This is a genomic window from Thermococcus cleftensis (assembly GCF_000265525.1).
GTDB lineage: Archaea > Methanobacteriota_B > Thermococci > Thermococcales > Thermococcaceae > Thermococcus > Thermococcus cleftensis.
This window is the reverse complement of sequence record NC_018015.1, coordinates 591,596-605,379: the sequence shown is the minus strand read 5'-3', so window position 1 is coordinate 605,379 and position 13,784 is coordinate 591,596. Positions and strand designations below refer to the sequence as shown.

The window sequence follows — 13,784 nt, the reverse complement described above, 5'->3', positions numbered from 1 at the left end:
AAGGATTGAGCGTCATTCCCTCTGATGAAGCCGAGGGCAGAAAAGCACACGTAAGGAACGAAAGACGTTGGAAGCTCGGCCTTTCCTATCTGGCAATCTCGCTGGTTCTTCTCGCGGTGAGCATCGGCAGATGGCCGGTTCTGTCGTTGATGAACGTTTTCATCGCCTTGGCTTTCCTCGTCCTCGCGTCCCGTTCGAGGGCGGTAAGGATAACCTGTGAAGGAGAAACGCGCCTCCTCGTCCCCGACTACTCGGCCTCCACCCTGGTCGTCGAGAGGCCTGAGGAGTGGCATTGCTCTGGAGGATTTGACTGAGATTAGGAGTTCGATAAGGTATTCTGCTGAAATGAATGGCAGGCTCCACCGCTGGAGCTTCAGGAGGCTTCAGAGCATAATCGAATACAAGGCTAAGCTAAAGGGTGTTAGGGTTGTTTTCGTGAATCCCGCTTACACTTCCTCCCTGTGCCCGGTATGTGGGGAGAAGTTAAGCCCGAATGGGCACAGGGTTTTGAAGTGTTCAAACTGCGGGTTTGAGGCAGACCGTGATGTGGTCGGCTCTTTTAATATTTCCGTTAGGGCCTTGAAGATGTGGGGAGTCTCCGTTCCCCCCGAAAGCCACCCGATGAAGACGGGAGGGTGGAAGCCTACCCGTTACGAGATTAACGCTCTACACACAATTAACGGGTAGGCGGAACGGGAGGTTCTTTGCAGGGAGTTCTTTCCGCTCTTCGAGGAGAGGGAACTGGAAAACCCCTGTGGAACGCCCAGCATTAAAGCTACCCCTTACCGCTTTGGGAAGGTCGAACTCTCGATAATGGCTGGGGGAAGGGAAATCAGCCTCCCCTGAGGGCCAGCGAGGCTTTCACGATGTCGCTCACGACACCGCTCGCGGTCTCCTTTGGCCCCGCTCCGGCGCCCCTAATGACCAGCTCGCCGAGGAGGTCTGTTTCTATCACCGCCACGTTCTCGTTGCTCGAAACCGCGAGCGGACCTTCCACCTCTTCTGGAGCGACCCGGACATTCCCTTCCTCAACCGTCGCAACCAGCCTAATCTTCCTTCCCCTGGCCAGTGCTCTCTTGACCTCGTCGGCCGTTACCTCTACTATCCCCTTCACGCTGATCTCGTCGAAGGTTATCGGCTTGAACGCGACGCAGTGGAGTATGGTGGCTTTATATCCAGCATCGGTGCCGAGTAAGTCCCCACGCGGGTCCCTCTCGGCTATGCCCAGTTCCTGGGCCTGTTTAACGGCATTCTCAAAGTCAATTCCCTGCTCCATTCTGCTAAGTACGAAGGTGGTCGTCGCGTTGAGAACTGCCTTAATCCTTTTCACGGAATCGCCGAGTAAATTCTCGCGCAGAATGCCTATCACCGGCGTCCCCGCCATTACCGTTGCTTCAAAGAGGTAGGGCAGGTTCCTCCTCTCCGCTTCACCCACCAGTTCCTCGTAGTGGAACGCCAGCGGCGGCTTGTTGCTCGTGACGAGTCCCTTTCCGTCCCTGAGAGCGGCCAGGTGCCACCTCCAGGCGTCCCTGTCGTTGGTGACGTCGATGACTACCTCAGCATCGATCTCCCTCACGGCCTCCTCCGGCGTGAAATTGTACACCTCGTAATCGTTGGTCCAGGCCGAGAGCCTCCCGAAGTTCTCCTTCACCATCAGGGCCTCCCTCAAATCAATGCCCTCCGGGAGCCACACCGTTCCGCTCGTGTCGGAGATGCTCACAACGCGAAACTCGAGTCCGTATTTCTCCCTGAAAAGGGCCTCCTTCCCAATCAGAACCTCCGCCACGGCCCTTCCAACGTTCCCAAAACCGAAGAGTGAAAGTCTGACCTCCCTCAAGCGCACCACCAAAGGGAGGGGAGAAAAGGGGGATTAAATCTTTCCGGCTCACTTGTTCAGGATAACCTTGATGATGTCCATGTCCCTGACGATGCCGACCAGCTCGCCCTCTCCCCTGATGACGGGGAGCTGCTCAATGTGATACTGCACCATCTTCTGGGCAACGTCGTAGACGCTCATGTGGGGGGTAGCAACTATGAGTTCGCGGTTCATTATGTCCTTCACCGGCTTCTTTGGGAGCTGGAGCTCGGCCTTTTCGAAGAGTAGGGTGGGGTTACTCTCTAGGATCCAGTCCTCCTCGCTCGAGGCGGAGAGGGCGGTGCTCTTCATGACGCGGATAACCTCGCTGTCCTTCAGTATGTCCGTCTCGTCTACCATTCCAACGAGTGAACCCTCGTCGTCTATGACAGGAATTGCCATCGCGTTGCAGAGAAGAAGGGCCTTCAGGGCGGCTTTAAGCGGTGTCCCCTGCCACACGACGCCGACGTTCCTCTGGTAGTACTTCTCGATGGTTATGTCCTTCAGCTTCTCGTTCTTTGCCAGGTACCTCCTCACGATGTCGCCGACGGTTAGTATGCCCAGAACGCGGTTCTCGTCATCGACCACCACGACGCGCCTGTAGTCGGTTTCGAGCATCTTCCTGACGGCCTTTTTGAGGTCGTCGTTGGCCTTGACGGTCGGCACGTCCCTCTTCACCAGCATCGCCAGCTGCTCCTCGTCCGGGTGGAGGAGGACGCGCTTTATGCTTATTATTCCGACGAGGGCCTTGGTATTCTTGTTGATGACGGGGAATGACCTTACTTTATGCTTTCGGAACAGATCGAGGGCGTACTCCCTCGTGGCAGGAAGCTCTATGACGACCGGATCCGGTGTCATCAGGGTCTTCACGCGCATTTTCTTCACCACCGCTTTAAGTTAAAGCGCCCTTCTCCTATTTTAAGCTTTTCATTCAAAAATTGACAAAAAGGTAGAAAGTCACCCGAGAACCGCCAGGAAAACTCCCGCGGCCACGGCCGTTCCGATAACGCCGGCGACGTTCGGACCCATCGCGTGCATGAGTATGAAGTTCCCCGGGTCCTCCTCGCTGGCCATTCTCTGGACAACCCTTGCGGACATCGGAACCGCTGAAACTCCAGCGGCGCCTATCATCGGGTTTATCTTGCCTCCTGAGAGCTTCATCATGAGCTTACCGAAGAGCACTCCTCCAGCGGTGGCGCTGGCGAAGGCGACTATTCCAAGGCCGAGGATCATCAGGGTCTCCTGAGTAAGGAAGCTGTCGGCGCGCATCGTCGAACCGACGCCGAGGCCGAGGAAGATGGTGACAATGTTCATGAGCTCCTCCTGGGCGGCCTTGCTGAGTCTCTCGACGACGCCGCTCTCGCGGAAGAGGTTGCCTATCATCAGCATTCCAACGAGCGGGGCGGCGCTCGGAACGAGAAGGCTGATGACGATCATGCTGATTATCGGGAATATTATCTTCTCCCTCTTTGACACGGGCCTGAGCTGCTCCATTCTGATTTTTCTCTCCTCCCTGGTGGTGAGGGCCCTGATGATGGGCGGTTGAATGAGCGGAACGAGGCTCATGTAGGAGTACGCAGCAACCGCCGTCGCTCCCAGTATCTCGGGCGCGAGCTTCGTGGTGAGGTATATCGTCGTCGGCCCGTCGGCGCCGCCGATGATTCCTATCGAAGCAGCCTGGTGGAGGTTAAAGCCCAAGGCGAGGGCGGTGAGCATAGCTATGAACACACCTATCTGCGCCGCCGCACCCATGAGCGCCGTCTTCGGGTCGGCTATCATCGGCCCGAAGTCGGTCATGGCTCCAAGACCGAAGAATATCAGGAGCGGCACTATTTCCGTCCTGATGAGGGTGTAGTAGATTATGTCGAAGATGCCAGGAGGCCCGTATTGCTGGTTGAGATAGCTCAGCGTTGCGAAGATGTTGTCCGCTATGTTCTCCGGCAGGTTCGGGGCTATGGGCCAGTTGGCCAGGTGGCCGAGGGGTATGTTCACCAGCACGGCGCTTATGCCTATCGGGAGGAGCAGTAGGGGCTCCATCTCGTAGCGTATGGCCAAGTAGACGAGCGCCAGACCGACGGCTATCATCACCACGTTGCCCCAGCTGAGGTTGAGCAGCCCCATTCCCTGGAAGAACGCTATTATCGATTCCACCAGTCCCGCCATCTGTCCTCACCCGAGTTCTATTAGTGCTTGTCCGGTGTCGACGGTGTCGCCTTCCTTGACGAGGATTTTCTTGATCACTCCGTCCTTTGGAGCGGGAATCTCGTTCTCCATCTTCATTGCTTCCAGGACGACCAATCCCTGGCCGGTCTTGACTTTCTCGCCCTCCTTGACGAGTATTCTAAGAATCTTGCCCGGCATTGGGGCGGTGACAACACCCTCACCGGGGGGAGCCGGAGCGGAAACGGCTGGAGCCGGGGCTGGGGCGGGGGCAGGGACGCTCGGCGCGGTTGGGGCGCTTGGAACCGCTGGAACGGCGGCGCTCGCTGAACTGAGGGCACTGGCATCTATCCCCAGTCCCTTGGCCTCTACCGTGTACTCCCTGTCCTCAAAGGCGACCTTGAAGCGTCCCGCTCCGAGTTCCTCAACTTCCACCTCGTACTCAACACCATCAACGATGACCTTAACCTTCGCCATCTTCACCACTTCCCCATTTCGTAATTGAAGTCCTCAACTTCCTCCATCTGGCTCTGGACGCCGTAGAGGCGCCAGGCGTCGGAAATCTTCCTCTTAAACGGCAGGGGCCTGAGCTGTGAAGCCTTCTCCGCCGTGTAGGCCAGTATCGCCGCGGTTATAACGGCCAAGTCCCTCGGGGGTATGACTGGCTTATCCTCCTTCTCCACTGGAGAGGGAGTGGGGGCAGGCGAGGGAGCCGGCTTTTCCCTCTCCACCAGCCTTCTCTCGATCCAGCCGACGGCGTAGAGCACCACCGCCAGTATGCTGAGCACCATGAAGACTATCGTAACTCCCAGGACGGTCAGGTTAAGCCCTTCCATGAACTCGCTCATACTTCCACCTCACAGCGGTATGTTGCCGTGCTTCTTCGGCGGGAGCTTGACGCGCTTGCTCTCGAGGGCTTCGAGCGCCATAATCACCTTTGCCCTCGTCTCGGCCGGGTCTATAACGTCGTCTATGTAACCTCTTGCAGCGGCAACGTAGGGGTTGGCGAACTTCTCGCGGTACTCGGCAATCTTCTGCTGGCGAACCTCCTCGGGATTCTCGGCAGCAGCGATTTCCTTCCTGAATATGATGTTCGCCGCTCCCTCTGGCCCCATGACGGCTATCTCGGCCGTCGGCCAGGCGAACACGAAGTCGGCGCCGAGGTGCTTGCTTCCCATCGCGAGATAGGCACCTCCGTAGGCCTTCCTGAGGATTACGGTGACCATCGGAACCGTCGCTTCCGCGTAGGCGTAAAGGACCTTCGCGCCGTGCCTGATTATTCCGCCGTACTCCTGCTGGGTGCCCGGCAGGTAGCCCGGAACGTCCACGAGCGTGACTATCGGAATGTTGAAGGCGTCGCAGGTTCTAACGAACCTCGCTATCTTGTCGCTTGAGTCAATGTCGAGGACGCCGGCGAAGTGTATCGGGTTGTTGGCCACTATGCCGACGGTCTGGCCGTTCATTCTGCCGAAGCCAACCACGGCGTTGGGGGCGAAGTAGGGGAGGATTTCCAGGAAGTCCGGGTTGCCGTTCTCGTCCCTGTCCACTATCTCGTAGATGACCCCCCTCACGTCGTAGCCCTTGTTCGGGTCGTCGGGAACTATGGAGTAGAGGTTCTCTGTCTTCCTGAAGGGCAGATCGTTCGTCTTAACGCGCGGCGGCTTCTCCATGTTGTTTGAGGGCAGGTAGCTCACGAGACGCCTTATAAGCGCCAGAACCTCCTCATCGCTCTTGCCCACGAGGTGGGCCTGTCCGGCGCGCTGGGCGTGAACCATGGCACCGCCGAGCTGGGTCGGGGTGACCTCGACGCCGGTAACGGCTTTAACGACCTGCGGGCCGGTGATGAACATGAAGCTCGCCGGGTTGTCCACCATCAGAATGAAGTCTCCTATCGCCGGGCTGTAAACGGCTCCACCGGCGCAGGGCCCCATGATGGCTGTGATCTGCGGAACCACACCGCTGAGAATCGTGTTCATCTTGAAAATCTCGCCGTAGCCCTTGAGGGAATCGACGCCCTCCTGAATCCTGGCTCCGCCGGAGTCGTTGAGGCCGATTATCGGTGCTCCCGCTTCGAGTGCCAGCTCCATTACGCGCTTTATCTTCGCCGCGTGCATCTCGCCGAGCGAACCGCCCATCACGGTGAAGTCCTGGGCGTAGACGAAAACCAAACGGCCGTCGATGGTTCCATAGCCGGTGATGACTCCATCTGCCGGCAGTTCCTTCTTGTCCATTCCGAACTCGGTTCCGCGGTGCCTCACGAAGGCTCCTATTTCAACGAAGCTTCCCGGGTCGAGGAGCTTCTCTATCCTCTCCCTCGCCGTCAGCTTGCCCTTGGCGTGCTGCTTTTCAACGGCCTTTTCGCCGCCCATTTCCAGAATCTTCTTCTTCCTCTCATACAGCTCATTGACCTTTTCCTCCATGCTCATGAGAACTCCCCCTTGGTGACTTGGGTGCCTGGCACTTGTAGTTTGTAAAGTTTAAAAGGGTTTTCAAACCCGTTAGGGCCTCCAAAGAAAAGATGTGCACAGTCGTGCAGGGAAAATGAATGAAAGAGGGTTCAAAGGTGCTGTATGGGCGTTTCGGCTCCACAGGCCTCGCACTTGAGGAAGTGGAAGCGGCCGCGCTTGATGATCTTGGTGTCCGGACTGCCGCAGACAGGGCAGATGACGTAGTCCCTGAGGTACTTCTTCATCTTGTTCGCTATGAGGTACGGCGTAAAGCGTCCCTGGAGGACGACACGCCTGCCCTCGAGGGTTCCTGCCGTTGCGACCTCGCGCAGAATGAACTTGAGCAGGTGGTTTGGATCGCGGTTCATCGCCTCTGCTATGTCCACGAAGTTCTCGATTATGGTCCTGTTTCCGGCTATCGTGACCTGTGCCGGAGGAACCTCGAAACGGGAAGTGTGATGCTTGACGTTCTCGGGCAGCTCATCGTAAGCCTTGTCGAGTAAGCCCTCGAAATCGTAAAAATCAACCTTCTTCTCGCTCATGCTCTCACCTCCATCTTAACTATCACGGGGCGTTTATAACCTTTTGGAAACGGCGGGCCGGTTAGAGGACCTTGTAGAAGCCCGCCCTCGGCTCGTAAATTCTGGCATCGCGCTTGAGGTCGCTCAGGAGTTTCTTCACCTCGTTCTCAGAGCCTATGCCCGCCTGCTTCGCCGCTTCGATCACCTTGTCCTCCGGCGCTCCGAACTCGCCCTCCGACTCGAGGTTCTTTATTATGTCGATGAGTCTGTCTATCTTGTTTATCTTCCGGGAGCTCTTTCCGACCTCGAGTATCGAGATGTCAAGCGTTCCCTCCTCGTCGGTCGCTATCTTCCTTATCATCTCCTCGATTATCTGAATCGCCGCCCTGGCATCTTCCCGCGTTACCGTCTCGCTCAGCCTCATTCTTGCGTGGGCCTCGCTGAGCCTTATCAGAGCCTCCAGTTGCCTCGCCGTGACCGGTATCGGCTGGACTCCCTCCTCCTCGCCGGAGCGCTTGAAGCCCTTCCTCATTCTGACGTAGTAGCGCTTTATCTCGTCCATAGCTTCCCTGCTCAGCACGGGGTGGACGTTCTTCCTCGCGTAGGCGATGTACTTCTTGAGCAGGTCGTAGGGTATCTTCGGCGTCACGACCTCAGCCTCTCCCCTGCGGACCTTGAGTATGTGCTCCGCTATGCTCGCGTCGACCTTCTCGTCCGGCTCGTCCAGGAGGAGGAAGATGAGGTCGAAACGGCTCAACAGTGTGGGTGGAAGGTCGAGCTGCTCGGGGAGGCTCTTGTGGCGGTTGAAGCGGCCGTACTTGGGGTTCGCGGCGGCGATGACGGTGGTCCTGGAGTTCAGGGTGGCCGTTATTCCGGCCTTGGAGATGCTTATCGTGTTGTGTAGAACCAGCCCGTGGGAGACGAAGAGGTGGTACGGCTCGACGGTTACGTCGTAGACCCACTCCCAGCGGTCGTTTGGAACCTCCTTGACCTTGATGACCGTCAGGAAGTTCACGTTGCCGTCCCAGTACTCCATGAACCTTTCCAGATGCCCCTTAGCCTGTTCGAGCAGGTTCTTTACGAGGAGCCTTATGGTCGAGACCGCCCACCTGTCGCCCGTCACGGCCCTCTTTTTGAGGTGATCAACGGTTACCCCGGTGAGGGCGTAAACCCTGCTCCTGGGCAGTAGCTCAACGGCCTCCGCCGGGTCGCTCTCGGCGAGGCTCTCCAGCAGGGCGATCCTCTCCATGACCCTGTTGAGGTACGGCCTGAGAACTCTCTCCCCGACCAGAGGCCGTGAGAGCTTTGCCCGTTCCTCCGGCAGCTGAACGACCCCGAGAACCCTCGCGGCCTTCTTGAGATGGCTCACTATTTCCTTTGGAAACCTTCTCTCGGAGATTTCAACAACGTGCCTTCCGGCGACGCGCTTTACCCTCGAGACCTTACCCAGGGAGTAGAGGTAGTCCTGACGGTCCTCAGCGGTTTTGCGCTCCCTGAACCGTCTCCCTTCCACCTCGGGCAGTTCCAGCGGATACCTCGAAACGCCGAGGACGATATCGCGGATTTCAATTTTTGCGGCCGGCTTCTCCTTTATCTCCCCGTTCTCCCACACCATTATCGGGTGCTCCGGCGTCACAGTGATCTCTCTTCCGTTGGAGAACCTCAGCCTTATGAACTTCTCAGGAGCCTTGTGCCTGCTCACGCGGTCGGCCTTGACCCTGACGATTTCCTTCCTCTCAAGGTCGTAGGCCAAAACGTAAACGTTATCAACGGGCAGAATCTCGGTGTCTTTACCGAGGATTACCCGGTCGCGGTTGGCCTCGATGAGCGAATCGACCAGCTCGCCTATCTTGACCTTCCTGCCGTCGGCTAAGAGAAGCTCGAAGTCGTGGTGGTAGCTCTGCTGCTCCAGTGCCTCGTGTATGGCGCTCCTATCCCTGTCGCTCATCTTGTCGAACTCGTCAATGCAGTTGTGGACTATGATTCCCTCGGCCAGGAAGTTGTGCTCGCCCGGCACATAGAGGTCGTAGACGTAGCCATCGTAGGGAATGCGCTCGATGGAGACGATTTCATCGAGGAAGTAATCCCTCGTAGCGAGGACTTCAAGCTTAATCCTGATTTCTGGACTCAGAACATCGCCGAGCTTCTCCACGAGCTTTTTCAGCTGAATCCTGCTGGGCTGGTACCTGCCCTTGGCGTAGGAATAAACGGTGCTCCACAGTCCCCGCTCCTGTAGTAGCTTAGCCGGGACACTTTCGATGATGTCCCTTGCGATTCTACTCACGGGTTCGGCGGGAACTTTATCGCTCTTCGACGAGACGAGATGCTTTTTGACGGGTATTTCCTTAATCTTGACGCTGTACGCCCTAATCGCGTTAAGGAGGTTTGTTACATCTTCTCTTCCTGTTATCTGAATCCTATTCACACCCTTTCCAGGGACAATGCGTGCGTATACGTCAAACCTGCGGAGCAGGAGTGCAAAGGCCCTGTCCATCTCCAGGTCGTTCGAAAGCAGAAACTCAACGTGAACAACACTTCCCCTCTTGCTACTCTTGATTGACACACAGCCGTCCGAGTCCAAGGCCCCAGCGATAAAGGCCTTCAGGGCCTCGTCGTCCAAGGAGAATGCATTCCTGAAGTTGTCTTTGGTAATGTATTCGTAGAGGTACGCGAGCAATGGTGAGCTGACGTGGAACGTAATCGTGTTGCTCTCTATCTCGTTGCCCGCCAGTTCGCTTCTCGTGGTCCTTTCGTACTCCCTCAGCTGTCCATCGTAGAAGCTCTTGAAGGCTCGCCTTAGGTTCTCAATCTGCCGGTTATGTACCTTTGACTGTACTATGCGAACGTGAACCTTCGAGCCGTCCCGTTTTATCCACCCGTCCCCGTAAAGGAAGCCGAGGAAATAAGCGAGTTCGGGGGTTATGTACGCGACTTTAAGGCGCTCCCTGCGATAGTTCGGACCATACGTTAGGGGCCTCTCGCGCCATTCATCATAGATTCCCAGCTTACGAAGTATCTTCCTGAACTTTCCAACACTTATAGAGCCCTTTCCGGAGAGGGAATCCCTCGAAACGTTGTACTTCCTGTTGAACTCAGCGAGGCTCTTAAATCTCTTAAGAACTTCGGCCTTCAGCTCTCTTTTCTCCTCAGGAGTCAGTTTGATCTTCCAAGTGGACGGCAAGATGTCAAGTATGTAAACCCTGTTTCTCACCGAGGGAAGCTTTAGCGGGGCAACTACCTTGTCTCCAACCCTGAACTTCTCTGCCTCCTTCCACTCAAGGGTCTGGCCGTCTATCAGGAGGTGGTCTGGAGTTAGGGTTACCTCGTTGCCGGAGCGGAACTTCAGCCTGAGTAGCTCGCCTTTCCAGGGCTTCCTGCGGATTATCGTGGCCGTGGAAGCCTTCGTCCTCATGCTTCCCAAATCTAGCGCGGTAACTCCCATCTCCTTCTCCTGAATGTCCACAACCTGACCGTCGGAGAGCGCCTTGTAGGATTTCTCAAGCTCGAAGAGGTCTTCGATGCGAACGTACTTCCCATCTGCCAATACCCTCGAATCGGGGTGCAGGCAGGCGAAGCCACCATCTGCTAAGACGAGAACACCAGCCTCCAGAACCCAAGATCCTGTGAACTCGTCCCGGACAGCTGCGGCCGTCAAACCGGCCGCCGAACTGCTCTTTCCGCTCGTGTAGATTGCCCTCGGCGCTAAATTGGCAACGTAGCGGAGGAGCTGGCTGTTGTGGACGAAGATGTCGTTGGCTATGAAGTTGTGGTGCTCTGGAACCTGGAGATCATAAACCCAGGGATGCTCTGGGTTGTACTCTTCGATTTCAACGACCCTGTCCCAGAAGATATCCGAGCTGGCTAAGAGTTCAAGAACTTTTAACTCTTTGGACTCCGATAAGTGTTGTTTAAGGGCTTCTACTACTATTTTGAGCTTCTCTCTGCTGGGCAGTCTGTCACCGCGCTCGTAGTGCATGTAAGTTGAGCGGTTAATTCCCATTTGCTTCTGGGTTAATCCTGCTTCACTCCGAAGCTTCCACAGAAGCTTGCCAACTCCGGGAACAATGTCCACGTTGGTGTTTGGCTTCATGCCCTGAGTAACCTGTTCAAGAATTTTGTGTTTCCTCGACACTTCTAACCCAATGAGTTCCTTAAATCTCACGGCATCTTCTCCAGTAATGAATAGGCGGTAATACTTTCTGGCGGTTTTCATTCTCCCGTTTGTTGCACGGGATCTGGTTTCGTGGAGCTGGGATTTTATGCCAAACCTGAGGAGCAGATGCTGAACGCCTTTAAGAAGCTCTTCTGAGGCAGAAACAACGGTGATCTTTGGTCTTTTCCGGTCCACTGTGGCTTCGGCGTCGAAGTAGCCTCTAAGGAACGCTTTAACATCCTCCAGTCTTGCTCCGAACAACTGGGGGGGTACTTTTTTCTCTGATAAATTCTGTGCGATACCGAGCCACTTCATGAGTTGGTAGAGTTCTATTCCGCTCGCATAGACTTCCTTGGCGGTTTTTCCTTTGTGAGGATCTCTGATGGTTGGATTTAATCCGATCTTTTTGAAGTACTCGTAGACCTTTTCGATAAGCCTGTCGTCGTTGTTCGTGAAATACACAGTTGCACTACTTCCTCTTTTCTGGGTGTACCCCTCTCCTGTCAGGAGCCCAATCACGTACCAGAACTCCTCATCGGCAAACTCTGGAAGCTGTAATCTGCTCTTTGCAGTTTTGGGCTTTTCAATGGGTACCTCTGAAAGCTTTACGGGCCTGCCACCAGCTGGAATAGCCCTTGGAACCGCAATGAAACAGCCTTCTTTAAGCTCCTCTGCCTTCCTCGTCCTGAACTGCCCGTCCTCGAAGGTGAAAAACGGATGGGTGGGTGTTACCCTTATCTCCCTTCCGCTCGCCGTCCTTATGCGGTACATCCGTTCGGGAGCGGTCCTCTTCCAGGCGATGTTGGCTCTAACCTTTCTGACCTTCAGGGTTTTCGCGTCGAGAGCGTACAGCTCAAGGTCTATTGGGGCATAAAAACCATCGTCTACCTTTTTGAGCTTTCCCTCTTCTTCTGCCCTCCTCACGGCCTCCTCCACTACATCTCCAATCTCCCTCAGGCTCCCGTCAGCGAGCAGAACCTTCGTGTGGTAGTCCACACATTTTGCAACACCAGGATCTCCGACCAGCAGAACGTGGCTCTCTCCCCTTAGCTTCGTTCCATCGGGGAGCGTCCTCTGCACGCCACCGAAGAGAGCTAAAGCTATGCCCTTCTTCACAGTCCTGTGGCCCCAGATTGCCGGGGCGATTGAGTCAACTATCGCATCGACGATGTCCTTTCTCTTTGCCAGCTCCCGTATCTTCTGCTCGTCCTCTGGCGAGATCTCAAGCTCCTCTATCTCCTTGCTGAGCTGCTCGATGTGGTTCACCTCGAGAACCTTCTTGAATATCGGCCTCTTGTCCTTCTGCTCCAGGATAACGCGCAGGATTCCCGTGACAAGAACCCTGTCGCCCGGCAGTGCCGTGTCCACCATGTCATCGAGCAGGATTGCATCAACGAAGCGCGGCATCTGGCCCCCTTTGAGGCTCTCGGGCCTGTCCTGAAGGCGGAAGCTCTGGAAGTTTATGAAACGGCTCTTCTCCACGTCGAGCTCTATGTTCCTTGAGCCGCAGGCGTCGCACTTGGCAGGCTTGACGAGGTTCTCGTAGGGCCTTTGGAGCCTGACCATCTCGTTGCCGCAGTCCTTGCAGACGAATACCGCTTTCTCGACGAAGGGCTTGACCTCGCTAACGCGCGTGATGATGCCCTCGACCTGAATCAGCCTGTTTATGTGCTCGCTACCCAGCTCCTTGACGAGTAGCGTGTGGGGGAGGTTGTAAAACCTCGCGTGGACCTTGAACTCTCTCTCGACGAGCAACGGAGGCTCGCGGAGAATTATCTGTATCGCATCTTCCGCCGCCAGAATGCTCTCCTCGGGGTTCTCAATCAGCTCCCCCGCCAGCTCGGGATCGAAGGAGTTGAGGTGGGTCCAGTCTATCGCGAGGGAGCGCTTTGGCGTGACGGTTAGCAGATCCTTCAGCTTGTTGAGGTAGACCTCCTTTCCGTCGTCGTCCACGTACTCCCTTAGAAACCTCGCGTACCGCTCGATCATCTCCTCCCTGTCCATCAGTCCTCACCGAGCCACTCGTTTCTTATCTTTGAGAGCTGGAGGTAAACCCTCCTCTCCTCCGGCGAAAGGCGGGAGAGGAGTTCGAGGCTGTTGGGCCTGAGCATGACCGCCTTGAGAATCTTGTTGAACCGTATCGTTTTGAGATGCTCAAGCTTTTTCTTCAGGTTGGCGAGCTTGGTGAGCTTGACGTTTATGGTTTCTATTCCTTCACCGGCGTTCAGCCTCACGTAGTTCTCGAGGTAATACATGTAAAACTCGGCCCTCTCGTACAGTCCTGCGGGAAGGGCGGTTATGGGTTCGCTCCCCCTCTCCTCGGCTATCGCCTTGTCTATCTCGCCTATCACCTTGTCCGTCTCGTCCACTATCTCAACTATCCCCGACTCCCAAAGCTCCTTGGCCTTCCAGTCCTCCACGAGCACTATATCCCCGGTCTTCCAGTCGCCGAAGGGCTTTAGCACCTTGACAGCTATGACCGCCCTCCCCGTGAACATCTCACCACCTTTAATCCGCTATGCCATAGGGCTAATAAACCTTGTTGGAACAGCCTGGGGCGCCGTTGCACTTGGCTATGCCAGTTCCGTTTCCATTCGAATGTGTTCATGTGTCCCTTCGAACACGCGATAACCCTATAAACTTGAACG

Annotated in this window: 10 protein-coding genes and 1 pseudogene; 2 read left to right on the top strand and 9 right to left on the bottom strand. The window is 56.0% G+C overall.

What is annotated here, in order from left to right:
• Positions 1–5 precede the first annotated feature (5 nt).
• Both CL1_RS10875 and CL1_RS03430 read left to right on the top strand, forming a co-directional pair.
• Positions 6–314, top strand: coding sequence for a hypothetical protein (locus CL1_RS10875; RefSeq protein ID WP_014788502.1), 309 nt, complete (start codon positions 6–8; stop codon positions 312–314).
• Positions 289–687 (top strand): annotated as a pseudogene (locus CL1_RS03430) (zinc ribbon domain-containing protein); the annotation flags it as partial. The gene CL1_RS10875 and the pseudogene CL1_RS03430, both read left to right, overlap by 26 nt.
• Positions 688–832: 145 nt before the next feature.
• Here CL1_RS03430 and CL1_RS03425 read toward each other — a convergent pair.
• From CL1_RS03425 to CL1_RS03385, 9 genes are all read right to left on the bottom strand, one after another.
• Positions 833–1,837, bottom strand: coding sequence for a homoserine dehydrogenase (locus CL1_RS03425; protein ID WP_014788501.1), 1,005 nt, complete (start codon positions 1,835–1,837; stop codon positions 833–835).
• A 48-nt stretch (positions 1,838–1,885) separates the two neighbouring features.
• Positions 1,886–2,731, bottom strand: coding sequence for a CBS domain-containing protein (locus CL1_RS03420; RefSeq protein WP_014788500.1), 846 nt, complete (start codon positions 2,729–2,731; stop codon positions 1,886–1,888).
• A gap of 81 nt (positions 2,732–2,812) precedes the next feature.
• The gene (locus CL1_RS03415; protein ID WP_014788499.1) at positions 2,813–4,018 is read right to left on the bottom strand and encodes a sodium ion-translocating decarboxylase subunit beta; all 1,206 of its coding nucleotides are present in this window, start codon (positions 4,016–4,018) and stop codon (positions 2,813–2,815) included.
• Positions 4,019–4,024: 6 nt separating this feature from the next.
• The gene (locus CL1_RS03410; RefSeq protein ID WP_014788498.1) at positions 4,025–4,492 is read right to left on the bottom strand and encodes a biotin/lipoyl-containing protein; all 468 of its coding nucleotides are present in this window, start codon (positions 4,490–4,492) and stop codon (positions 4,025–4,027) included.
• A 2-nt stretch (positions 4,493–4,494) separates the two neighbouring features.
• A complete protein-coding gene (locus tag CL1_RS03405; RefSeq protein WP_014788497.1) occupies positions 4,495–4,863 on the bottom strand; it encodes an OadG family protein in 369 nt (122 codons plus the stop codon).
• Between the two features lie 9 nt (positions 4,864–4,872).
• Complete coding sequence (locus CL1_RS03400) at positions 4,873–6,441, bottom strand: carboxyl transferase domain-containing protein (protein WP_014788496.1); 1,569 nt, start codon at positions 6,439–6,441, stop codon at positions 4,873–4,875.
• A 131-nt stretch (positions 6,442–6,572) separates the two neighbouring features.
• A complete protein-coding gene (locus CL1_RS03395) occupies positions 6,573–7,004 on the bottom strand; it encodes a translation initiation factor IF-2 subunit beta (RefSeq protein WP_014788495.1) in 432 nt (143 codons plus the stop codon).
• 61 nt (positions 7,005–7,065) lie between these two features.
• The gene (locus tag CL1_RS03390) at positions 7,066–13,140 is read right to left on the bottom strand and encodes an LAGLIDADG family homing endonuclease (RefSeq protein WP_148267272.1); all 6,075 of its coding nucleotides are present in this window, start codon (positions 13,138–13,140) and stop codon (positions 7,066–7,068) included.
• The gene (locus CL1_RS03385; protein ID WP_014788493.1) at positions 13,140–13,634 is read right to left on the bottom strand and encodes a hypothetical protein; all 495 of its coding nucleotides are present in this window, start codon (positions 13,632–13,634) and stop codon (positions 13,140–13,142) included. The genes CL1_RS03390 and CL1_RS03385 overlap by 1 nt, the downstream gene beginning before the upstream one ends.
• Positions 13,635–13,784: the final 150 nt, after the last annotated feature.